This window comes from Rhodococcus sp. 05-2254-2, assembly GCF_002259095.1.
GTDB lineage: Bacteria > Actinomycetota > Actinomycetes > Mycobacteriales > Mycobacteriaceae > Rhodococcoides.
The window spans coordinates 131,684-155,255 of the sequence record NZ_NOZJ01000016.1; the positions used below are offsets into that span (position 1 = coordinate 131,684).

General features: G+C 62.3%; 22 protein-coding genes. 11 read left to right on the forward strand and 11 right to left on the reverse strand.

Features of this window, described 5'->3' with window-relative positions; all coding sequences use genetic code 11:
- Positions 1–24 precede the first annotated feature (24 nt).
- The 5 genes from CH283_RS19115 to CH283_RS19135 form a co-directional block, all read right to left on the reverse strand.
- On the reverse strand, positions 25–849 hold the full coding sequence (locus CH283_RS19115; RefSeq protein WP_052047791.1) for an enoyl-CoA hydratase/isomerase family protein: 825 nt from the start codon (positions 847–849) through the stop codon (positions 25–27).
- Entirely contained in the window at positions 846–1,424 is a 579-nt protein-coding gene (locus CH283_RS19120) for a formyltransferase family protein (RefSeq protein ID WP_032364999.1), read from the reverse strand. The genes CH283_RS19115 and CH283_RS19120 overlap by 4 nt, the downstream gene beginning before the upstream one ends.
- Entirely contained in the window at positions 1,421–2,608 is a 1,188-nt protein-coding gene (locus CH283_RS19125) for an argininosuccinate synthase (RefSeq protein ID WP_015586121.1), read from the reverse strand. Before CH283_RS19125 ends, CH283_RS19120 begins: the two co-directional genes overlap by 4 nt.
- Positions 2,605–4,122, reverse strand: a complete 1,518-nt coding sequence (gene argH / locus CH283_RS19130; protein WP_052047792.1) for an argininosuccinate lyase — start codon at positions 4,120–4,122, stop codon at positions 2,605–2,607. The genes CH283_RS19125 and argH overlap by 4 nt, the downstream gene beginning before the upstream one ends.
- A 204-nt stretch (positions 4,123–4,326) precedes the next feature.
- The gene (locus CH283_RS19135; protein WP_032364998.1) at positions 4,327–4,950 is read right to left on the reverse strand and encodes a LysE family translocator; all 624 of its coding nucleotides are present in this window, start codon (positions 4,948–4,950) and stop codon (positions 4,327–4,329) included.
- Between the two features lie 75 nt (positions 4,951–5,025).
- On the opposite strand from CH283_RS19135, the gene CH283_RS19140 reads away from it, so the two are divergent.
- Entirely contained in the window at positions 5,026–5,988 is a 963-nt protein-coding gene (locus CH283_RS19140) for a LysR family transcriptional regulator ArgP (protein WP_015586118.1), read from the forward strand.
- Positions 5,989–6,310: 322 nt separating this feature from the next.
- On the opposite strand, the gene CH283_RS19145 is transcribed toward CH283_RS19140, so the two are convergent.
- Complete coding sequence (locus tag CH283_RS19145; RefSeq protein WP_015586117.1) at positions 6,311–6,949, reverse strand: TetR/AcrR family transcriptional regulator; 639 nt, start codon at positions 6,947–6,949, stop codon at positions 6,311–6,313.
- A 98-nt stretch (positions 6,950–7,047) separates the two neighbouring features.
- Here CH283_RS19145 and CH283_RS19150 point away from each other — a divergent pair, with 98 nt between their 5' ends.
- The 7 genes from CH283_RS19150 (at position 7,048) to CH283_RS19180 (ending at position 16,627) form a co-directional block, all read left to right on the forward strand.
- Positions 7,048–9,249 carry an MMPL family transporter gene (locus CH283_RS19150; RefSeq protein ID WP_052069823.1) on the forward strand — a complete coding sequence of 734 codons (2,202 nt, stop codon included), beginning with the start codon at positions 7,048–7,050 and terminating at the stop codon, positions 9,247–9,249.
- A 55-nt stretch (positions 9,250–9,304) separates the two neighbouring features.
- The gene (locus CH283_RS19155) at positions 9,305–10,387 is read left to right on the forward strand and encodes an alpha/beta hydrolase (RefSeq protein ID WP_015586115.1); all 1,083 of its coding nucleotides are present in this window, start codon (positions 9,305–9,307) and stop codon (positions 10,385–10,387) included.
- A gap of 271 nt (positions 10,388–10,658) precedes the next feature.
- Positions 10,659–11,630 (forward strand): ScbA/BarX family gamma-butyrolactone biosynthesis protein, encoded by a 972-nt coding sequence (locus CH283_RS19160; RefSeq protein ID WP_015586114.1) that lies wholly within the window; start codon positions 10,659–10,661, stop codon positions 11,628–11,630.
- A 2-nt stretch (positions 11,631–11,632) separates the two neighbouring features.
- Positions 11,633–12,334, forward strand: a complete 702-nt coding sequence (locus CH283_RS19165; RefSeq protein ID WP_052047793.1) for an HAD family hydrolase — start codon at positions 11,633–11,635, stop codon at positions 12,332–12,334.
- On the forward strand, positions 12,331–13,974 hold the full coding sequence (locus CH283_RS19170; protein ID WP_015586112.1) for an MFS transporter: 1,644 nt from the start codon (positions 12,331–12,333) through the stop codon (positions 13,972–13,974). Before CH283_RS19165 ends, CH283_RS19170 begins: the two co-directional genes overlap by 4 nt.
- The gene (locus CH283_RS19175; protein ID WP_015586111.1) at positions 13,971–15,632 is read left to right on the forward strand and encodes an FAD-dependent monooxygenase; all 1,662 of its coding nucleotides are present in this window, start codon (positions 13,971–13,973) and stop codon (positions 15,630–15,632) included. Before CH283_RS19170 ends, CH283_RS19175 begins: the two co-directional genes overlap by 4 nt.
- Positions 15,629–16,627 carry an aldo/keto reductase gene (locus tag CH283_RS19180; RefSeq protein ID WP_015586110.1) on the forward strand — a complete coding sequence of 333 codons (999 nt, stop codon included), beginning with the start codon at positions 15,629–15,631 and terminating at the stop codon, positions 16,625–16,627. The genes CH283_RS19175 and CH283_RS19180 overlap by 4 nt, the downstream gene beginning before the upstream one ends.
- Before the next feature lie 842 nt (positions 16,628–17,469).
- Here CH283_RS19180 and CH283_RS19190 read toward each other — a convergent pair.
- Positions 17,470–17,937: a hypothetical protein gene (locus tag CH283_RS19190; RefSeq protein WP_139278538.1), complete on the reverse strand. Its 468-nt coding sequence runs from the start codon at positions 17,935–17,937 to the stop codon at positions 17,470–17,472.
- A 101-nt stretch (positions 17,938–18,038) separates the two neighbouring features.
- Positions 18,039–18,203, reverse strand: a complete 165-nt coding sequence (locus CH283_RS28390) for a hypothetical protein (protein ID WP_155289035.1) — start codon at positions 18,201–18,203, stop codon at positions 18,039–18,041.
- A gap of 307 nt (positions 18,204–18,510) precedes the next feature.
- Here CH283_RS28390 and CH283_RS28815 point away from each other — a divergent pair, with 307 nt between their 5' ends.
- Entirely contained in the window at positions 18,511–19,134 is a 624-nt protein-coding gene (locus CH283_RS28815) for a hypothetical protein (protein WP_230591901.1), read from the forward strand.
- A 38-nt stretch (positions 19,135–19,172) separates the two neighbouring features.
- The gene (locus tag CH283_RS28820; RefSeq protein WP_015586104.1) at positions 19,173–19,538 is read left to right on the forward strand and encodes a histone-like nucleoid-structuring protein Lsr2; all 366 of its coding nucleotides are present in this window, start codon (positions 19,173–19,175) and stop codon (positions 19,536–19,538) included.
- Between the two features lie 351 nt (positions 19,539–19,889).
- Here CH283_RS28820 and CH283_RS19200 read toward each other — a convergent pair whose 3' ends face one another.
- Entirely contained in the window at positions 19,890–20,519 is a 630-nt protein-coding gene (locus CH283_RS19200) for a TetR/AcrR family transcriptional regulator (protein WP_015586103.1), read from the reverse strand.
- Between the two features lie 311 nt (positions 20,520–20,830).
- On the opposite strand from CH283_RS19200, the gene CH283_RS19205 reads away from it, so the two are divergent.
- Positions 20,831–21,352, forward strand: a complete 522-nt coding sequence (locus CH283_RS19205; RefSeq protein WP_015586102.1) for a hypothetical protein — start codon at positions 20,831–20,833, stop codon at positions 21,350–21,352.
- A gap of 78 nt (positions 21,353–21,430) precedes the next feature.
- Here the strand turns inward: CH283_RS19205 and CH283_RS19210 are convergent, their stop codons facing one another.
- Entirely contained in the window at positions 21,431–22,450 is a 1,020-nt protein-coding gene (locus CH283_RS19210) for an ATP-binding protein (protein ID WP_032364995.1), read from the reverse strand.
- Positions 22,447–23,517, reverse strand: coding sequence for an ATPase AAA (locus tag CH283_RS19215; protein ID WP_015586100.1), 1,071 nt, complete (start codon positions 23,515–23,517; stop codon positions 22,447–22,449). Before CH283_RS19215 ends, CH283_RS19210 begins: the two co-directional genes overlap by 4 nt.
- Positions 23,518–23,572: the final 55 nt, after the last annotated feature.

Genomic DNA, 23,572 nt, shown 5'->3' on the forward strand with positions numbered 1-23,572 from the left:
CGACCCACCCATGATCGGTTGGGGTCATGGGTTGTCTCCGACAATTGTGCGCATCTTCTGTTGGGCCGCATCGCCTGCAGCGAACCCCGCTCGGTGGCCGGCTATTGCTGCAATACGGGCTCGTTCCATGTCGAGCAGCAGATCGTGGTTGACGAACGCCTTGGTGCGGGCAAACGGCACCGATTGGTACTCGGCCAGTGCCTGTGCTCGGGTGCATCCTGCAGCGAGCGGGTCACTATGGGCTGCAACGAGTTCATCGAGGAGGCCGTCGGAGAGTGCGGTGGTACCGAGCCATCGATCGCACCCGATGATCATTCGATTCGCCACGGCAGGCCCTACTCGGCGTTGCAGGAGCGGAGCTCCGAGTATGCAGGAGATACCCAACTTGAGCTCGGGCATACGGAGGTCCGACGTCGACGTTCCGATGCGCCAGTCGGCGCACAGTGCCAACTGAAGACCGATGCCGATGCAGTATTTGTCGATGACTGCCACGGTCGGTTTCGAGATCGACAGAACTGCTCGATACATGTCCACGCAGGCGTCGATCCATCGGTTGACCTCGGAGCCTCCCGTGAAGTCCTTGACTTCGTTGAAGTCACCGCCGACACCGAAGGATCGACCGTCTCCCCCGTACAGAACCAGCCCCTCGACATCCGGGGTGTCCCCTAGCTGCCAGACCAACTCGGTGATGCCGCGCATCTTGTCTGTGGAGAACGTGTTGTGTCCTTCACCGTCGAATTCGATGATCGCCAAGGGGCCGTTGCGAACTGCAGTACCGCCATGGGCTTCGGGCGACCTGGGCCGATCGTGGGGCTCGTGGGTGGCGGAGGGTGAGTGCAGTGTTCTCACGCTTCGACCAGCTCCCCACGCTTTCGGCGGTCTGCGTCGAGGGCGCGGCGTGTGTAGAGACGTTGTCCCCATTGTTCGCTGTGATCGGCGCTGATAGCGGTGCCGTTGCATATTGTGGTGACGATTCGATGGAATTGAGCCAGTGCGGCGGCGGCGGTGCGTTCGCTCAAGCTCGTCTCGGATTCGCCTGGGACGATGTCGAATCGGTCGACTGCGATGATCGGACCGCCATCTACCTTCGGGGTGATGATGTGGCAGGTGGCCCCGAATTGCGTCTGGTTGTCGTCGATCGCGTAGCGATATCCGCCGATCCCTCGGTAGTTCGGGGTCGCCGGGTGGAAGTTCACGGCCAGTTCCCGCACTCGATCGAGTGTGGCCTCGGACAGGATGAAGTCCGATTTGAAGGACAGAAGCAGGTCGCACCCGTGCCACTGATCGAACGATCGAGTTACTGGATCGCCGTAGTCCCAGGCAAACCAGTCGACGTCGGCGAATCTGCGGCGGAGAAAGTCGTGGGCGAGTTCGCCCCACCGTGATCCGTCGGAGATGAGCAGAACAGAGCGGGTGTCTTTCATCGAGTGACAACTCCTTCGGTGAGTGGGAGAGCCCAGCAGTACGCGAATCCGGCACCTGCTTCGTGTAGAAAGGTGTCTGCCTCTTCGTAATCGGCCAGAGCCGAGCTGTATCGGCCGTATTTCGGGGACGTCCGGCCGATGCATCGAGCGGAGCCCTTGTACAGCTCGACGGTCACTGTGCCCGTCACGCGGTGAGCCAGACGGGCGCAGTAAGCATCGAGTGCTGCACGCAGATCGGTGAACCAGTAGCCGTAGTAGACCAACTCTGCGTACTGGTCGGCGATGGACCGCTTGTGGTGGAGCGTCTCTCGGTCCAGTACGAGTGCTTCGAGATCGGTTCGTGCAGCGAGAAGAACTGTTGCAGCGGGTGCTTCGTAGATTCCGCGGCTCTTGAATCCGACGATGCGGCTCTCGAGAATTTCGGTACGCCCGATACCGTTCGCGGCCGCTGTGTCCCCGAGTTCGCTGACCAGGTCGATCAGGTCGAGCTTGCGGCCGTCGAGAGCGACGGGGATGCCTGCTTCGAACTCGATCGTGATCGTTGTTGGACGATCCGGTGCCTGCACCGGCGCGGTCGTGATCTGCCATGCATCGGGCGGTGGAGCGTGGTCGATGAGGTCGAGATCCCCGCACTCGATGCTGGTGCCCCAGATATTGGTGTCGATGCTGTACGGCGTCGTCTTGCTGACACCCACATCGATACCGTGACGATCGGCGTAGGCAATTTCGCTACCGCGGGAGGTCATTTCCCAATCGATGACAGGTGCGAGGATGTCGAGCTCGGGAGCCAACGCCCGCACGGAGGTGTAGAACCGGACCTGATCGTTTCCCTTGCCCGTGGCACCGTGAGCGACTGCGGATGCACCGCGTTCGCGAGCGATGCTGACCAGCCGCTCGGCGATCAACGGTCGAGACAACGGTGCAGCCAGAAGATATTTTCCCTCGTATGCAGCGCCGGCGGCGAGAGCCGGGATTGCATAGTCGTGGAGGAACAGGTCTCGGACGTCTTCGACGATAACTTCCGACGCGCCGGCCGCGGTTGCGCGCTTCGAGACGGCCTCGAGGTCCTCGATTTGGCCGAGGTTCGCGCAGTACGCGATGACCTCGGTCTGATAGCGCTCTTTGAGCCAGTGCACGGCAACGGATGTGTCCAATCCGCCGGAATATGCCAGGACGATGCTCATACCCCGACCTCCATCGCGAGTTCGGGCACGCTCACGCCGCCGACGACGGATCGCGCTGCTCGTAGGCATTCCGCCTTCGCCTCCCAGAGGCGGGTTCTGGCTTGCCGGATTTCGGCGAGTCTGTCGGTCACGTCGGCCAGGCCTTGCTCCTGCTGTTCGGAGACCCGCGTCGGTCCGGTGGATCCGGCAGAGATGTAGCTGCGCAGTGTGTGGAGCGGATCGCATATCTGCTTCATGTCGACCTCACTGATGTCGATGTCGTGTTCCTCGCGGAGGAAAGTGGTGGTGAACGCGACGTTGCGCAGGGTGTGACCGGCTGCGAGGGCGGCGTTGACGAGGTCACCGGTGATGCGGTGGGCTGTGCGGAAAGGAACGTCGAACCGAGAGACCAAGATGTTGGCGATCTCTGTCGCGGTCGAGAAGTTGTCCCAGCACAGGGCTCTGCCGCGAGCACCGTCGAACGCGGTGTGCAGGTTCTGGCGTCGGCACAGGCGAATGGTGTCGAGGTACGTATCGAGGGCGCCCCAGTAAACCGGTTTGTCCTCCTGCAGGTCGCAGCTGTACCCGAGACCGACCGACTTCTCCATCACCAGCAGTTGCACCAGCGCACCCACCGCGCGACCGGACTTCCCTCGCGCCAGTTCTGCAACCACCGGATTCTTCTTCTGCGGCATGATCGAGCTACCGGTCGCGAACGAATCGTGCACTTCGGCGAGAGCGTATTCGTTCGAGCTCCAGGTGACGATCTCTTCCTGCATGCGAGATAGATTCACAGCACCGCTGGCAGCTGCGCCCGCTACTTCGACTGTCCAGTCCCTCGTCGACGTCGCATCGAGCGCATTGACCATCGGTGCATCGAACCCGAGAAGCCGGGAGGTGTAATCGCGGTCCAGGGCGAATGTAGTTCCGGCGAGCGCACACGCGCCGAGCGGATTGATGTTGATGCGCTTCCAGGCATCCATCAGTCGGGAGGCATCACGCAGCAAGGCCTGTGCGTGCGCAGCCTTCCAAAATGCTACCGAAATCGGTTGCGCTGCCTGCGAATGCGTGTAGCCGGGTAGAACTGCTTCTCGTTCCGACTCGGGGCACCCGAGCAGATCCTGCACGAACATGAGCAGTTCTTCGCTGGCATCGAGCAGCCACTCGCGGGTGACCATGCGTGCGTCGGTCTGCACCTGATCGTTTCGGGACCGTGCGGTGTGCATGCGGCCGCCGACGGGTCCGATCCGTTCGATGAGCATGAATTCGGTGTTGAGGTGCACATCTTCTTGTCGGACGTCGAGCTGCAATCCACCGTCGGCTCGGCTGCTCTCCATGTCGAGCAGCCCAGCGAGAAGCGCTTTGGTGTCGGGTTCGGTGTTGATTCCCGCGCGACCGAGCATCAGAACATGAGCGATGTTCTGCCACAGGTCGTGTTCGAGCATTCTGCTGTCTACCGATGCTGTCTCTGTGTAGCGAAGTACATCGTCGGTGATATCGGTGGAGAATCTTCCACCCCAGAGCTTTTCGCTCATTGATCGGTACCCCTCTGTGTGCGTGATGGTTCGGTTTCGGTACAGGAAAGTTCGGGTTAGGGCACGGCAAAGCCAAGACCTGGCGGGATTGGACGGCCCGGGGCGCGGACCCGGGCCAAGGCGTCGTTACACAATCAAGTCAGGTCGGGCTCGGGTCGAGTAGTTGAAAGAGCGAAGGGAGAAGGGCTCGGACGGCGGGGGTGTTTACTCGAAGGCCAGCCGGACGCCGAATCCCACCAGAACAACACCCAGTCCACGCTCGAGCCACGCCCCCAAGCGGCCCTTCTCCAAGAACCGGCGAGCGGACGAGGCAAGAAGTGCGTACGAGGACAGACATATCAGCGCCACCACGAACTCGATCGACATGAGCAGCATGGACCAAACGAAAACGTTCCCGTCGCGCGGAATGAACTGCGGCAGCACCGCCAGGTAGAACGCACCCATTTTCGGATTCAACAGGTCCGCGACGAAACCGGTCATGAACGCTCGCGACCACTTCGGCTGGTGCGCGTTGTAAGTCGCGGCATCGACGTCGGTGAAGCTGCCCTTGCGCTGCCAGATACTCTGAATTCCTAGAAACACCAGGTAGGCGGCACCTGCGATACGTACCGCGTCGAATGCCCCGGGGACGCTGGTGAGCAAGGACGCCAACCCCACGGCCGCAGCGATGCCCCAGGCCATCGACCCCGTCGCCGCACCCAAAGCTACGGCGATGCCGTGACGCACACCGCCGGTAAGCGAGTGCTTGACCGCCAACATGACGTCAGGACCTGGGATTATTCCGAAGACGATAGCGACGGGGAGATAGGCCAGAACGGGGTTGTTCACGGCAAGAACGGTACGACCGCTCCAGCATCGATGCACGTTTCCTAAGTATCGCTGATCTAGGTTTAGTATTTGTGGATGTACAACCACGATCAGCTCGCCACACTTGCCGCGATCTGCGATTCAGGGTCGTTCGAGGGAGCTGCAACGGCGTTGCACATCTCGTCTTCTGCAGTCAGCCAACGCATTACCGCGCTCGAACGAGCGTCGGGGGCCGCGCTGCTACAGCGAACCAGGCCGGTACTACCCACCAGAAACGGGCAAGCCCTGCTCCGACTCGCGCGGCAGATCGAAGTCCTCACCGTCGACGCCGACGCTGAGCTACGCGGCGGCTCAACGACAACGAATACTGCTGCACCGCTGCGCTTTTCACTTGCTATCAATGCCGATTCGGTCTCGACGTGGTTCCAACCGGTGATGAAAGCGATAGCCGTCGACCGACGGATACTGCTGGACCTCCACATCGAAGATCAGGACCATACAGACGCTCTACTGCGTCAAGGCGCGGTCATGGCCGCCGTGACGACCTCACGCACCGCAGCACCTGGCTGTACGGTCGAACCGCTCGGAGCCATGGTCTATTGGCCCGCGTGCGCACCCTCACTCATTCGCGACGCCGACTCCGACGGTTGCGATCCCAGCCGCCTCCCGATGCTGCGATTCGACAAAAAGGACGACCTGCAACACGCCTATCTACGCAAGATCAAGGCGCACCGTGAGCCCCCGATCCACTACCTCCCATCGAACCGCGAATTCCTGACTGCAGCTCGACTCGGACTCGGGTGGGGCGTGCTACCGGAAGGACAAATCGCACGCGACCTCGCCGACGGGACACTCGTTCACCTCGACCCCGACCACAACGTCACCATTCCCCTGTATTGGCAACGATGGCACCTGCCATCCGAAACCCTCGACAGAATCACAGGCTGGGTACGCGATGCTGCACATAACGCATTGATCGACACACCCAAAGAACGAAAAACAGCGAACCGTCCCCCAGGTCATGCGGTGACCGGCGCGGCAACACCGGAACCTGCGTGAGTCCGGCGGTCATCGGTCCAGCTGTGACGGCTAATTGCACACCCTGATTGGACCAAAGTTGCGGCGATGCACGCCGGTCGCATGGTCCGCCGCCGGGTGCGCGCCTAAGGTCGCCGATCGCTGACCGAGCATACGACGCGGGGCGTTGAGCCTCGACCGAATGCTCCACCACGCATCGAAGTATCGATCGGCGCGGATCCCATAGTGTACGAAAAGCAGTGATTGCTGGCAGCACAACTGAAAAACGTCAAAACAGCTACTGCTGCAGCTTTTTTCAGACTGGGAGTACGCACGGCCTGCGGCGGCGCGGGTCTCTGTTCCGTCAGGGTGAGGCGAGTGCCTCGGACAGGTAACGAATCAGTGCCGCCTTGAGCTCGGTCACGAGCTGGTCCTTCTTGTTAGTTTTTTCTGCGGCGATGACGGGCATCATTCCGCGGGTGATCTGCAAGGCCACCAGCGCGTGGAGGTCGATGCGTTCGCTGGACAGGGTCGGTGCGAGTGCGGCCAAGGTCTGGGCGACCCTCTGGGAGAGTTCGCTCTGCAATGGTACGACTGCGGTATACAGGGCAGGCTGGGTATCTGCTCGCGAGAACAGTTGCAGGAAAGCCGGATTGGCCGCATTGAAGGCGACCATATTGTCGACGGCCCGGTCGATGAACTGCGGTAGAGATTCCACGAAGCCGTCCGGTCGCGGATCGACCGCGGCCGATTGGGCGTCGGTCAACTCCACGACGTAGCGTTCCGCCAATGCTGCGGCGATGTCTTCCTTGTTTCTGAAGAACTGGTACAGCGAACCCGGTGACATGCCCGATTTGCTGGCGATAGCGTTCGTGGTCGCTGCGTCGAACCCGACTTCTCCGAACAACTCCTCCGCACCGTCGAGGATCGCAGCGATGCGCTTGAGTCCGCGATCCTGACGCTTGGGTGCAGGAGAGGTAGTTGGCGTCGAGGTATTCGGCATGTGAACTCCAGGCTTTCCGGTAGACAAGACGAGCTTTCGCTCGTATTCTCGCAAATCACGAGCAATCGCTCGTATCCACGGTAGCAGGGGGACCCGCGATGCCCACCCGATTCGCCACAACTCGACCCGGCCTCACCCTCGTAGTGGCCGGCGTCCTCTTCCTCGTGCTCGCAGCAGTCGCTGCCGGTGCGATGAATGCACTGTCCCTGAACAGGTTCGAGGCGACCAACGCCCCGTCTGCGGCAGCCGAGGCGCTGCTCAACGACACCTTTCAGACCGGCACACCCAACATCACCATCCTCGTCACCGCGAAGACCGGCGACGTCGACAGCTCGGCCGTCGCCGCGGACGGGTTACGTCTGACCGAGTTCGTCGACACCTTCCCCGGCATCGACGACACATGGTCCTACTGGACCGAAGAGGTTCCGACCCTCGCCGCCGGGGACGGCAGCTCGGCGCTGATCCAGGCGTGGGCACCGGGCGACGCCACCGAAATCCGGCAACAGGTCCTTCCCGCTCTCGACGAGGCACTCAGCCGGTCGGCTACCTCGAACATCGACATCGCTCTCGGCGGCAGCGACGAGGTGTTCCGCTCCGTCGCAGAACAATCCAGGACCGACTTTCTCCGAGCAGAGCTGATCATCGCCCCGCTGGTGATCGCACTGTTGTGGGCCGTCCTACGGCGGCTCCGTCTCGCCGCAGTGGTCTTCGCAACCGGACTGTTCTCCGTCGTCGGCACCCTGGCCATCATGCGCGTGGTGGCAGCCTTCACCGAAGTATCGACCTTCGCGGCGAACATCGCGCTGGTGATGGGCATTGCACTCGGCGTCGATTACGGACTGTTCCTGATCTACCGCTTCCGAGAGGAAGCCCGCCGCACCGCTGACCTGACGTTGGCCGTGCAGCGAGCAGCGCAGGCAGCCGGACGCACCATCATGTTCTCCGGCGCCACCGTCGCCGCGTCACTGGCCGTTCTGCTGGTCTTCCCGTTCCCGTTCCTGGCCTCGTTCGCCTACGCCGGGATAGCCGTCGTCGCCACCGCCGTGCTCGCCGCTACGGTCGTACTCCCGGCCGCATTGGTGCTGCTCGGGCACCGCGCCTTACGGCGCAAGGAACCGGACACCGACGGAAGTACCGTGTGGCGGCGGATCACCGTGGCCACGACCGGCCGACCTGCAGTGTTCGCGATCGCCGGTGTGGTGATCTTGATACTGCTCGGAGCGCCGGTACTAGGCGTTCGGTTCGGCGCACCGGACGATCGCATCCTGCCGCAGTCGGTTCCGGTCCGCGCCCTGTACGACACCATCCGCGACGACTACGCCAGCGAGGATGCAGACGCAATTCTGCTCGTCGCACCGACCATCGCACCGGACGGCCTCGCTCGGTACGCCTCCGATCTCGCAGCACTGCCCCAGGTGCTACGAGTGGACAGCGCACTGGGCACCGTCGAACCCGACAGGGCGCTCACTGCTCCACCGAACGGCGCCGTCCGTTTCACTCCCGACACCGCAGGCAGCTACCTCTCGGTGGTACCGACTCGCGAATCACTGGACGACAGAGCCGGATTCGTCTCCGCGGTACGGTCGGTGGAGCCTCCCGGCCAGGTACTCGTCGGCGGCTCACCCGCGATGCTCGACGACTACACCGACGGCGTCACCGCCCGGCTCCCGCTCGTGGCCGTGCTCATTGCACTGATCACCTTCGCCATTCTGTTCGTGATGACCGGATCGATCATCGCCCCCATCAAAGCCACCATTCTGAATCTGCTGTCACTGACGGTCATGTTCGGTGTCCTGGTGTGGGGTTTTCAGAACGGCAATCTTGCTGGGCTGCTGGGTTTCACCCCTACCGGTGCCATCGAGCCGAGCATCCCCATCCTGATGTTCTGCATCGCCTACGGCCTGTCGATGGACTACGAAGTCTTCCTGCTCTCGCGCATCAAAGAAGAATTCGACCGTACCGGAGACAATCGCCAATCCATCATCGATGGCATCTCACGCTCCGCACCCGTCGTCACCGCAGCAGCTCTCATCCTGGCCGCATCCTTCGCCACCTACGCCACTTCCGGGGTGACCTTCCTTCAGCAACTCGGAATCGGCATGGCACTGGCGGTCCTGATCGACGCCACCGTCATCCGAGCGATCCTCGTCCCCTCCATCATGGCCCTGACCGGCCGCTGGAACTGGTGGGCACCGCGCCCACTGGCACGCCTGCACCAGCTCATCGGCATCACCGATGCTCCACGCGTCGATACACCTGGTACCGAAGTCGACCCTGGAAGACCCAAAACCCCTGTATGAGCACTGCACTCGCACGCTCCCAGCCACCACATCCCCGCCCCGATCGGAGTACCCCATGCTCGACAGCCGCCATCACCCCCTCTCACGGCTCCTCGCCGCGATTGCGATAACCGTCGCGTCGACCGCCATCTTTCTCGGTGGAACGGCCATCGCCTCCGCGCAGCCGACCCGATCGGACGTGATCGACGTACCGGTGTCCTTCACAGTCCGCAACACCAACGACACAGCCGTCCCGTGCACCGCCGACGGCGGAACCTACACCATCCGTGGCCATCTCACCGCTCCCGCAGAGGGTTTCGGCAACGCCATCACCCTCTACGAACACGGCATCGCAGCCGGCGAATGGTACTGGCGTCTTCCAGTCGAGGGATACCACCACACCTACGAAATGGCCGCTCGCGGACAGACCTCACTGACGATCGACAGACTCGGATACGACACGAGCGACGCTCCGGCAGGCGGGGCCATGTGCGTGGGGTCCCAAGCAACGATGGCCCATCAGATCGTCCAAGCGCTGCGTACCGGCACCTATCAATGGGATGCATCCGGAACGGCCCCCACCTTCGGGCACATCACCCTCGCCGGCCAGTCGAACGGCGGGCAGATCGTCCAGATCGAGGCCTACACCTTCGACGACGTCGACGCTCTCGTCGTCATGGACTGGGCCGATCGCGGACTGACACCCGAGGCCTACGTCAGATTCTTCGCCGCCACACCACGCTGCCTCACCGGAGGCTCGGCATCGGAAAACAATCCCGCCGCCAAGGGCTACACCTTTTACGACCAAGGAACCACTGAATTCGTGACAGGAAACTATGCCGATACCGAACAACAAGTAATCGATACAGCAGCGCCCTATCAGAACCAACACCCGTGCGGCGACATGCTTTCACAAGGCCCCGGAATTCTTCTCGACCTGGCCAAAATGTCGAGCATAGACATTCCAGTTCTCGGCCTCTACGGACAGGACGACGCACGCGTGCAATTCGGTGACGAACATATTGCATCGTTCACCGGAACATCGGACAGAAAGGCGATCACGATTCCTCACGCAGGCCATTACATGGGCCACGCACGGAACGCCGCCATCGTCTTCGACTCGCTCGACCAGTGGCTCGACGCCCGACAACCCCACTGACCGCATCAGATCGGCATCAAATAGCTGAACGCACTATTGCGAGCCTGTGCACTTAACCGTGTGCACAGGCTCACAATAGTGCTCGAATTACTGGCGGTATATCTGCGCTCGAACTGAAATTATATTGTTACGGGAATCACTTTCCGAACATTTGGAATTAACGTGAAAAGAATTGACTTATCGAAAACGTGGCGCTGTACTTGAAACCACGTACCGATCGGTGCGTTTCGCACAAAGCAGAAAATCTGCGACCACCTTCCTGGGGGAAGAAATGACTGTCACCACACCACCGTTCGATATCGCCAGTGAACTGACATTCGATCGCACTGTGCCGCGAAGCCTCGTCCACCGCGCAGCTGTCAGCGAGGTCTTCCTCACCGACGCTGCTGCGACGGGCGAGAACCGATTCGTCGTCGCCGCGCAGCTACCGCGAGGGCATGCCCTCTACAGCGACCGACTCGACGACCGGTACGACCCCATGATCCTCGTGGAGGCATGCAGGCAGGCCTCGATCCTGATCAGTCACCAGTTCTACGGAGTACCCAAGGACTGGGCGTTCGTCTTCCGCAAGGCCTCGGTGTCGGTGACCGACCTCGCTGCCCTCCAGGTCGGGGAAACACCGGGCCGGTTGGTCATCCGAGTCGAATTCGAGAAGCGGTTCCACGTCGAGGGGTACCTGACCGGGGCAGTCGGTAGGTACCAGACCGTTCTCGACGGCGTGCCTGTCGGCGAATTCGTCGGATCCCTGAGCTTCATGCCCAAGCAGATGTTCGCCGAGATGCGCGCGGCCGGGCGGGCAGCGAAGAACACCCCCGATCAGCCGTATACCTCTGCCGCCGTTCCGCTTCCGCCTGCACGCGTTGCCCGGCGGGACTCGAAGAACGTCGTCATCGCCTCCACCGGCACCGAACACCCCGACACGACGTACGAGGTCGTCGTCGACAACAACCACCCGTCGCTCTCCGATCACAAGGTCGACCACGTCTCGGGGATGCTCTTGACCGAAGCGTGCAGGCAGGCATCGGTGTGCGCCGTCCTCGACACCCACTCACTGCCGGAATCGTCGGTCGGTTCCCCGGTGCGCTACGACATCCAGTTCCTCGACTTCGCCGAACACGAGCTTCCTGTCTACTGCCGCTTGATCGACACCGCACCCACCGAGTCCGGGACTGGGATCGTCGCATCTTTCGAACTCGTCCAGGGTGACGTCGTCATCGTCCGCTCGCAGGTCGAGGTGGGATGACGATGTCCGACAACAGTATCGACACCGGTCCCCTCGTTCTCGTCGTCGACTACGGCGGCGTCCTGACCAACCCCATCGCCGACACCATCGCGGCGTTCACCGAGTACATGTCCGTGCAACCGGAGGACCTGATGGGTGCCCTGTTCACCGCGCACGATGACCCGGACGAAACGATCATGGCCCCGCTCGAACGCGGCGAAATCACCGAAGCGGCCTTCCTCGACCGAGTCGGATCGGCACTGGAAACCATGACCGGACGCGCTATCGACCTGTCACAGTTCCGGCCGGCATGGTTCTCCGGCCGGGTCCCCAACTCGGAACTTCTCGACTACTTGCACACGCTGAAATCCGAAGGACGAACTCTGGGACTGTTGACCAACAACGTCCGAGAATGGGAACCCGAGTGGCGAGGAATCGTCCCCACAGGCCTGTTCAGCGTCGAGGTCGTCTCCGCGAACGAAGGTGTCCGCAAACCCGAACCCGAAATCTACCGCCGGACGACCGAACGACTCGGCGTCCCTGCCGCTCGATGCCTGTTCGTCGACGACGACCTACGCAATTGCCAAGCCGCCCGAGCGCACGGAATGCAGATACATCACTTCACCGACACCGCGGGAGCCATCGAGGCAATCGACGCCTGGTTCGGACGCCAGCAGCCGGCCGCGCAACCCACCGCGGACGCGCTCCTCGAGGAGTCCGCATGAGCACCCCCGAACCGCTGCAGTCGGCCCCCGAACGCTGGTGGACGCTGACAGCGGTCTGCCTCGGAACATTCATGCTGTTCTTGGACCTCACCGTCGTCAACGTCGCACTGCCCGCGATACAACGAGACCTCTCGGCCAGCTTCGAGCAGTTGCAATGGGTGATCGACGCCTACGCCCTGGCACTGGCCGCGTTTCTGCTCACCGCCGGCTCGATCGCGGACAGACTGGGCCGCACCCGGATCTTCGCCGTCGGCGCGCTGGCCTTCACCCTCGCGTCCGTGGCTTGCGGTCTCGCTGGGTCAGCAACTCTGCTCAACGCAGCACGTGGAGTTCAAGGCCTCGGCGCGGCCATCATGTACGCCGTCGGCCCAGCGATGATCGCAGCGACGTTCCACGGCCGCCAACGAGGAACCGCCTTCGGCATCTTCGGGGCCACCTCGGGCATCGCCATCGCTGCGGGACCGTTGATCGGAGGCATCCTCACCGAAGTGGACTGGCGATGGGTGTTCTACCTCAATATCCCTGTGGGACTGATCATTCTGGCCGTCGTCGCTCTGAAAGTCCGGGACCACCAGACATCGACCGCGCGCCGCGGTCTCGACCCCCTCGGTCTGGCACTGTTCTCCGCAGGTCTGTTCGCGTTGATCTTTGCAATCATCCGGGCACCCGTCGTGGGATGGACCGACCCACGTACCGCGGTAGCGTTGGCGGTCGGTGTGCTCGCCCTCCTCGGCTTCGCTGTGGTCGAGCGCCGCGTCCGCAATCCCATGCTCGACATGGTCCTGTTCGGAAACCGTTCCTTCAACGGCCTGTCCGCGGCAACGTTTGCGATCAACTTCGCCGTCACGGCCACCATCTTGTTCTCGGTGCTGTGGATGCAAGGCGTGCTGGGCTACTCGGCTATCGAGACCGGATTGAGGTTCCTGCCGCTTACCGGCGTCCTGCTGATATCCGGTGCCGTGGGCGGAATACTGAGCGCCCGGATCTCGACATCGATTCTGATCGGAATCTCGCTGTTGTGCACAGGAATCGGGTTTCTGTTGTTTCGATTCGCGGACGTCGGTGACAGCTGGACGGCGTTGTTACCGGGGTTTGTGATCGCGGGACTCGGTATGGGACTACACAATCCACCCCGTGCGAGCGCGGCAGTGGCTCTCGTTCGGGCCGAAGACTCAGGGATGGGAGCTGGGATCAACGAGACATTCCAGCAGGTCGGTGCGGCATTGGGCGTGGCGGTACTCGGAGCTTTGGCTCATCGCACCATCGAATCCGAACTCGACACCGCGTACGGATCCGCCCTGACTCCGGCCCAGCTCGACGCCACCGTCGACGCCGTGGCCTCCGGGGCCGTCGCGGCGCTGCAAGAGACCGGGCAGGACGTTGGGGTGGCAGCAGAAATCGCGTTCATCTCGGCGCTGCATCAGGTCACGACGATCGCGGGAATCGTCACCCTCATCGGTGCGATCGCGGCATTCACCCTCATCAGACGCAAGGACTTCCTCGTCGACCCCGCGGCAGCAGACCCGCACGCAGCGGCCTCTCCCCTACCCCGCGACGCGCCGTCCACCGGATACGAGGACGTGATCTCGGCCGAACAATCCAGCCTCGCCCCGCCTCGCCCGTCAGGAGTCCGGACATGACCGAGCACACCGTCCTCATCGTCGGCGCGGGCCCCACAGGTCTGACGCTTGCTTGCGAGCTCGCCCGCAGGAACGTCGACCACATGATTATCGACGGCAAGTCGGGGCCCTCGACCGAACCGAAAGCCCTCGTACTCTGGAGTGCCGCCCAGGAGAGCCTGCGCATCCTCGGTGTCGATCCCGCGGTATTCGATGCCGGCGTCACTCTCGACCGAGCGTCGTACTGGTCGAAAGGGTCACAGATCGGCCACGTCGACTTCACCGGCCTCGACCAGCCCGGCCTGCACAAACCCCTGTCCCTTCCGCAGCCCCTCGTCGAGGCAGCTCTCCTCGAGCTCTACCAGGCGCTGGGAGGTACGGTCCGCTGGCGGCACAAGTTCCTCGGTGCCCTCGATCCGGACCCTGCCGGGCCCAGCGACGGGGCGAGGGCGTCATTGGTCGGTCCGAGCGGAATCCGCTTCACCACAACAGCAGAGTGGATCGTGGGCACCGACGGTGCACACAGCACCGTGCGGAAAACAGCGGCCATCGACTTCGACGGCGACAGCTACGACGACGCTTTTCTGCTGGTGGACGGCACCCTAGAAACCGATGGGTCGGTCGGGGAGGCTCAGTACCATCTCCACCCGGACGGGGTGACGGTCGTCGTCCCGCTCCCAGGTGGTGGACACCGGGTATTTCTCGGACACCGTCAGTCCGCTTCCCCTGCGCTCATACCGCCGACTCAGATCACCGATCGCGCCAACATCATGCTCGGCCAACGCGGCCTCGGCCGCTTCCGGGTCAGTAATGTGCTTTGGCAGAGCGACTTTCGAGTACACCGGAGACTGTCCTCGCGCTACGTGTCGGGCCGATTCATCCTTGCCGGCGACGCTGCACATATTCACAGTCCTGCGGGAGGTCAAGGTATGAACACCGGAATACAGGACGCGGCGAATCTCGCGTGGAAACTTGCAGCAGTAGCGGTCGACGGAGCCGATGCAGCACTACTCGAAACATATGAACTCGAACGACGACCCGTCGCAGAATCGGTCGCCGCGATGACCGATCTTCAGACGAAACTGTGGACAACTCGTGCTGCCGTTTCGCGGTGGATCCGCGACCGAATCCTCGGAATCCTCTCGGCGACAGGGCTCCTCACCCGGCGTGTCGTTCCTCAACTGGCGCAGATCGATACGGCCTACGGCCCGTCAGTGGCCCGCGGGGGCGGGCGCGGTCGAACCATCTCGCCGGGCAAGTTCCTGCCCCCGCATCCCGTCCAGTTCGACGGAGAGGTCGACAAGTTGCTGCCCGACCTCCTCGATGACCGACGAGTCCTGGCGCTGGCCACCATCACCAGTATCGACGAACTCCGGGCCTTACATGCCATCCTCGACTCGTGGGGGTCGCGGCTGCACGTCGTGGTCGTGGTCCACTCCCCCACCACACTTCTGAGCGCAACTCCCACCGTGATCGACACCCACGAGATCGTTTCGAGCGAGCTCGGACAGGGCGGTGTCGCTGTCGTGCGTCCCGACCGCATAGTGGGCATGACCGGCTCGCTGCAGAACCCTGCAGCCATACGGACCTACCTCACCGCAGTGGCCGGACCCGCGGACACACAGGCAGTCGAACGCGGTCGACCCGAAACGAGCGCCTCCAAGGAGACAGCATCATGACCGACTTCCCACACGTGAACCTCGGAACAGGCCTCGAAGTATCCGCACTCGGATTCGGCGGCATGGCATTGACCTCGATGTACGGCGAATCCGACCCCGACCAAGCACTGAAGACCCTGCATCACGCCGTCAACCTCGGCATCGACTTCATCGACACCGCAGATGTGTACGGCCTCGGGACCAACGAGGAACTGATCGGCAGACTCCTCGCCGACCGTCGCGACGAGGTCACCGTCGCCACCAAATTCGGTATCGATACCTCCGTAACCGAACCCGGCCGCAGAAGCCGCGGAGACAGGGCTTACGTCCGCCAGTGCATCGACAACAGCCTGCGTCGCCTCGACGTGGACGTCGTCGACCTCTACTACCTTCACCGGGTCGACCCACACATCCCGATCGACGACACCATCGGAGCGATGGCCGAGCTCATCGCCGACGGAAAAGTCCGGCACATCGGAGTATCGGAAGTAACCGCCCCCGAACTAGAACGAGCGCACCGGACCCATCCGCTCGCCGCGGTCCAGTCCGAATGGAGCTTGTTCAGCCGCGACGTCGAGAACGCCATCGTCCCGACCGCAGCTCGACTCGGCATCGGATTCGTTCCCTACTCCCCACTGGGACGCGGAATGCTCACCGGAAAAGTGAAACAGGAACAGCTCGGCGACAACGACTTTCGGCGGTATCTACCCCGCTTTCAACTCGACGCATTCGAAACGAACACCGACGCCCTCGCCCCATTGACAGACATCGCGTCACAGCACGGATCCACGCCCGCCCAGATCGCATTGGCGTGGCTACGGGTGAAAGGTACACAGTTCGCGCTGCCCGTCGTTCCGATACCCGGCACTCGGAATGCGGATCGGGTCACCGAAAACGCGGGCTCGGTGCACATCGAACTCACCGCGGACCAGCTCGCCGTCCTCGACACCCTCGCCGACGCCGTCACCGGAACCCGAGCACCCGACATGAGTTGGGTATCAGCCGGCCGCGAATGACACGGGCACAACTGCACGGCACAGCCGCATTCCCGCCCCGTCGATCAGATCGACGGGCGGGAATTGTGCCGCCGGGAACCGGAGCGTCACTGCGCCGAAATGCCCGAATTGCGATGACTCCAACTACGGCCACGACGAAAGCGCCAGTGGCCCAGGGGATCCACGCGGGGTTGGCTCCCAACACGCTTCCCGTGGTCAACAGAAGAGTGACCCACACGGTTGCGGCGACGATATTCAACACCGCGAACCTCGAGAACGACAACGAGGAACCCGCAGCGAGACGTGGCCCCAAGGTCCTCGCGCCTCCGACGAAATGCGTGGTCACTGTCCCGACGCGCGCATCCCCCGAAAACAACTGACGTGCCCGAGCAAGCACCCTGTTGATCAGGCGCGCAAAGCGGCCTGCGCCGGCGATATCAGCGCGACACGATCCACGCCTGATGGACCGAAAGGCCAGCTGAGCCCCTGCTGTCGACGAAGCGATCAGGACGATCGCCGTCACGACGGGATCAAGTTCGCCCAGCCCCACGAGAGCACCGACCGCCAGAACCGTGCCAGTACCCGGGAGGAGAAACCCGACGAGCAAGCCGGATTCCACCAAGAGGATTGCGGCAGCCACGAGCAGAACCATCGGAGCACACCAGGAAGCGATTGAGGCTATGACATCGATGAACAGATCCATCAGATCCCCACGTCCAACGGTGACGGCCGCTGCCATCAAATACGAGTATTAACTCGTAGAATACCATTCGTCTGGATTCGCCGCCTGCGATAGCGTGACTACCGAGACAGAACTGCGGGGCTCAGGTGTGGCCCAGCGCAATAAGCGGCTGCTTCAACACCTACTCGCCTCTGAGCGTTGCCGACACCGATTCCCGTCCGCTTCTGCGGTCGAACGCCGCGAAGCAATCGGCGACAGCGTGCGCCCGATCCAGCGCCGAAGGAAATTCCGCGAGCTGCACATTCCACAATTCGCAGCACACCTCCAGCCGCGGAATGTTGGTTGCGGGGATCCCATGGGCACCGGCGGTCAACGCCGCGATATCTGCGGGCAGGTGGTGCCAACGCGACCGGACACCATGCCGGTGAAAGACCTTGCTCAAAAATGCCGCATGGATCTCCGGATCTGCGCCGCCGAGCGTGTTTCCAGCCAACACATCACTGAGCGCCGCGAGCTCCGTTCCAATGGTCAACGCGTCATGCTGCGCCTTTTCCACCAGCCGTCGACGGTGGTATCCGCTGAGCTGCAGGAATGTTGAATCCGCCCGTTCGAGCTGTGCCGATGTCAAAGGCAGCGCGAGATCCCACACCCTCCCGGATGCACCGTCGATCGCGGCGAGCTCGAAGGCCTCGTGAGCCTCGAACGACGGCCCCGTGGTGTGGACGTCAACAACGACGAGCTGCCGGCCCCTCATCCCCGCAACTCCCCCTGCCACACCGAATCGATACACGGCACACCCACGCCGGCAGTATCGACGTCGAATTCGGTCATCACCGCGGCGAACCTGTCCACGACGTGTCCTACGGCGTCCCCGCTTCCGTCGACGTTCACATCTCCACCGCTCTTGTCTCGCATGATCATTCACCCCCACCGATAGGCCAAGGCCCCTGTTGGCTGTCTCTGTCGATGCACACTAGCGTCAGGACCGGACACCACGAACAGCTCGAATTCTCATCCGCAGGCCAACGGGTCTGCCGTTCAAACGGTTGTCAGCCCTAACTACCAGTGACATCGCCCCCCAACACGAGGACCATCAGAAGCGGCCTGGCCGCAACGACCAGCTCAGCGGGTTCGCGGTTGCACCTCAGGTATCTCCACCCGTCGATTTGAGTCAAGGACGACGAGTTACAGCGGGGGCATGTGCCTGCTGCGACGAACACTCGTGGAGGTTCAGATGGGCGAAATAAAATGCCGACCGTTAATCCTGATCAGGGGGTTCGGCGGCGTCGATGTCGCTGATGATCAGCGTAGTGCGTATCAGGGATACAACGACGGCACGGTCTACCCCACCAAGCGTGGTGACAACTACATCTACGAGGGCTTCCTGCTCCGCGCACTGAAAGCGAAGAGGTACCGCTACACAGACGCGACCAACGTTGTGGGCTACTACGCGCAGAATGTCGAAGGACCCGCCGACACGGGCGAATACGACCCCTCTGATGTAGGCGGCAGCGTTGTCATCGATCCGCGCACGGCCGCGCGCGTTCTCAACGAGGCCACTTCCGGGACGATATGGGTGTACCGATTTTACGACCTCTCGCCGCGGACCCTGGCCCGATACGCGGAAGGGCTGGTCCGCCTCATTTCCCTGATCGAACGGTCGTCAGAACAGCACAACCAGACATTCGACGGCGTCGACGTCATCGCCCGACTAGTAACTTGGGCTTCATCGCCGACCACGAATGGAGCGCTGCCCATAATCGCACTCTCTCGATCCTGCATCCGAACCACGCGCGCCGCACCCACAGTTGTCACGACCACGCAGACCCGTTATACGCTCACTTAGCTGTCTTCCATACATTTTTGCGAGAGGGTTTCTTCACTGTGGCCAAGCTAGAAACGATTCAATTGGTCGACGACATCGACGGATCGGTCATCGACGACTCCGGTGAAACGATCGAGTTCGCGGTCCAGGGCGTCGAGTACGTGATCGACTTGAAAGCAAAGAACGCCAGCGAGTTTCACAGAAAGCTCGACTACTACATCAAGCACGCCGCGCGGGTTGGCGGACGCAAACGTAAACCCTTCCCCGCAACCGCGTCGACGCCTTCGACAGCCGGGACACCGGCCAAGCGTGACCCGGCGCAGACTCGCGCAATTCGGCAGTGGGCGGCGGACAACGGTCACGAGATCGGCGATCGAGGCCGCATCCCCACCGACATCGAAGAGGCGTACAACGCCGCACACTGACAGCCCAGGAAACTCACCTGGCACGTCATCGAACGCCGGATCACCGACGCGCTCCGAACGATGTTGGTCACCGGCTCGACTACCCGAAAGGGCGATTCGGATGTGCGCACGATCGGCTCTGCGATCAGCGGGTGCAGCGGCGATACCCAGTCTGCTGCCGACTGACGTAACAGGCCCAAGGCAAAGACCGCGTCCGGTGTCCGGGCGACCACCCCTGAAGGGCTCACACACATCTCTCGTACGCCGACACCGGTGCCCCACGACAACGTGAGCTGGCCCGGCTCGTCGCCCACTACCGGCCGCGGGTAACCGGCGGAGATCAAGGCTTCCCGGAGTCCCCGCCACCGCTGTTCATACCGCCACTGCACCGGCAGCCGCGATCACGGGCCCCGTCAACCGCAGGACGGTGTCGAGATCGCCGCCGTCACCGAAGCCCCCCGGCCCGGCGGTGGTCGTCACGCCGCACACGATGGCCATGACAGCATCGGCAGTGTCCACCGATATCGTCGGCAGCCTGCCGTTGCTGGTCAGAAGGGCCAGGACCGCGGCCCTGAGAGGGTGGTAGGTCGCGGCCCGTGCGACGTCCTCGTAGTGGAGGTCGGTCCACAACACCGCTGCTGCCCTCAGAGACCAATACCGTTTCGCATGAGTGAAGTAGCCGCCGAGCAAGTCCTGAACATCGGCCACAGTGTCTCCTGTAGACGGGCGATGCGCCCGGAGGAACTCGCATTGTCGAGCAGCCTGGTCGACCACTGCATGAACAACAGCGTCCTTCGATGGGAAGTGGAAGTACATGCCCCCTTTGGTCACCCCTGCAGCCTGTATCAGGTCGTTGACCGTGACGCCGCTTCCCCCACATGCGATGGTTCGAGCCGCACCGGTAATCAACGCGTCACGGGTCCGTTGCGCACGTTTCTGCGGAGGACGCGCGCGATGCTCGGCATTCTCCCGCTCCGAAACCTTCTGATCGGCAACCGTCATGTCACACTCTCTCCGGTCCATCGCCACATAGGACTGCCTTCTACTCCGATTCGCACGCGCGGATCCGACCATCTGTCGGCGACCGAAGCACTACCGTCCCTAGGCGAGGAATTTCGCCATTCCAAAGTCGATCGGCTCCAACAGTCCACGATTATGCCTGCGGAGGTGGACACTTCGAGCACCGGCAAATATTCGGGAGTCGGAACATCTGCTGCCGCGTGAGGCGCAATAGGTACGGAAAAATCTCTCCTTTTTCACCACTCACGTTGCGTCAACCGACCCCAAGTTCTGGATCCGAATACTGTTACGAAATGGATATCAGTGGTGTGGCCTCGATTATCGGAGCTCTCGGTATCGGATCCTTTGCGGGCCAGTACCTGATCGGCAGTCAGCAACGCCGTCAACTGCGTAGCGAGGTTCTCCGGCACTTGGCGAGCACCGAACGCACCCGATGGGCAGGGTCGTCGTCCACTGATCCGTCGTTTCAGCACTTCAAGGACAGTGTCCGCGAGCTTGAGACGGCCGCGATCATTGCACGGGTTCCGCGACGGCCACTGCGTTTGTACATCCAACTGGCCACTGTGGCGCGCCTGACGAGCGACGACGACGTAAAGCAGAAAGACGGTCAGGAAGAAGCCGGGGGAATCAACACTGCGCTGGGGCGATGTGTGCGCTTGTCAGCAGCGCAGCTCAGTCGACTGATGTGGTCGCCGTGGCTCGCCAGAGCAGGCATGAAGCGACGGGTAAACGCGATCGAACGAGAAGCTCAAGGCCTCGACGCTGAGGTCCTCGATGCGGTGGACAGGGCCAAGCAGTTTCACACCTACTACTGAAGCTGCAAAGGGGTTGGTAAACCCGAATTGCAGTTCAGGCGATGCATTTTGCGAACTACCTACGCCGGTAGTCGTGTCCTAGCCTGCAGCGATCGCAGCGACGACGTGAGCTGCGGCGATGGTCTCACTTACTGCAGAACACGCTCGTACCAACGCATCCTGCAATACGACCAGCTCCCGGCGGACACTGCGACCGGCCCCGTAGTGGTCGAAGAGATGCTGGAGGGCGTCAGCGTCGATGACGTCGACCGCGCCGAGATTCGGATTTCCCGCGGCCTGGCGGGCCCGCCTACCGATGATCGACCCCAGCGCGGCTGAATTAGCTAAGGCGGGCAGGGTGATTCGCGTGTTCAGGTATTCGCGAGCCTGTTTGTAGTGGGGGCTGTCGATGTAGTCGTTATGGACGGCGACGACACATGCTGCCGGAAGTCGCTCGGCGATCATCCTCAGAGTCAAGCCGAAGAACATTGCGATCCGCGGCTCCGGATCGACGCCGATACCTGGACGACGTATCCACTGGTCCGTGTCATCGAGCACGAGCGTCGGAATCAAGCCACTGCGCGAAATCAGTTCCAGGACCCTGATGGCCTGATCCACGACATCCTCACCTTGCGATGGTTCGTTCACCACGCTGCCGAGCTCGATCGCGAGATTGCCGGCCAACCATGGGAGACCAACCGAGAATTTGACCGGTCGATGTGGGGAACCTCCACGCATTTCCCGAGCAATCTTCTGGACTGCCCGGTTCTCGTCGAGCTGTTTGGCGATGGTGTTGACCAACAGACGCGGGAATTCAGCCGGATCGGAGACGAGGGAGTCGGTCTGAAATCCCATCCTGATCCTCAGTGCTGCAACGTTTTCGGAGTGAAGAGCGTCCATCACGTACTCGGTGATCGAGGACTTACCCGAGCCACTGGCACCGATCAGAGCCACACGCTCACGCCGCCGAACAGCGTCCATGAAGCGCTGCTCGTAGTCACCACTCACGGGGCCAGTGAGGACGTCGAACGGCACATGGACCTGCCACATACGATCCGGATCCGGCGACGGGTCGAAGGCCTTCGAGTCCCGCAATTGACGCAGTAGGGCGTCACTCATTTCTGGTCCTCCGGATCAGCGTGTTCGGTCCGCAGCCATTCCGCCGGCGGAGTCAACTCGTACACCCGCCGCGGCCGCCCGGGACCTGACGAGACTTCGCTGCTCCGGACCAGCCCCTTCTCGTAAAGTTGCTTGAAGACTTGTACAGCACGAGGACGCGTCCACCCCAACGCGGCCAGCAAGTCTTCATCCGATGCGCTGACCGGGCCCCGCACCTTCATTTCGGCCGCCAGCATCGACGCTGGGCGACCCAAAGCCCAGAGCGCATTGTCTCTATCGGCGAGGGCCAGGTAGTTGTCCTCGTACGACCCGGGGTCCTGCAGGAATCCCCGCAGAGCACTTACCAGATCTCGGGGGTTTCGCCCTACCGCATCAGCGAGGGTGCTGGCTTGCGGTTCCATGTCGATTCCCGCGCGGCGAGTGATCAACTTGATGCTTTCCGTTCTCGAGAGCGGGGGTACGTCGACGATCTTCTCGAAGAATGCATCTGCAGGCGGAGTCAGGAGACCTTGACGGTCACTTTCACGCACCGACACCGCCCACAGGTATCCCGTCGCCCACACCTCATCGCGGTACCGCCCGAACAGTGCGTGCCCGGCCGATGCGGTGACGTCGTCGACGATGATCACCGGATACAGCCGCGTCCCAAGCGGAGCAGTGCCGTCGTCGCTTTCTGCTGCCCACCTCCGAAGCGTGGCGTCGATGAACTGCAGGCGAAAGTCACTCAATCGCCGCAGCAAGACGTCGGGCCCGTCACTGTCGACTGCCGGTTCGCCGGTGACCTGTTCTACGACGCGGGCGAGCACGTCACGGCCGTCCGAGATCCCCTCGACCCGAACGAAGCTCATCGGGAAGTCGCCTTCGCGGCGGGCACCGGTGAACGGCTCTCGGCTGTCGAGCTGCAGCTGTCTAAGCAGCGACGTTCGGCCTGTGCCGCGGTCCCCCGTCACCAGAACGTTGAGCTCAGCGTTCAATCCGTCCCATATCGCGGCGAGTTCGTCTCGCCGGCCGACGAACAGTTCGGCGTCGACGGAATTGTCGAGCAGAGGACGTGCGCTGATCTTCATGAGACTTACAGTACTTACTGTAAGTTTCGTTAGCAATACCTTGCGGGCGGTTGAC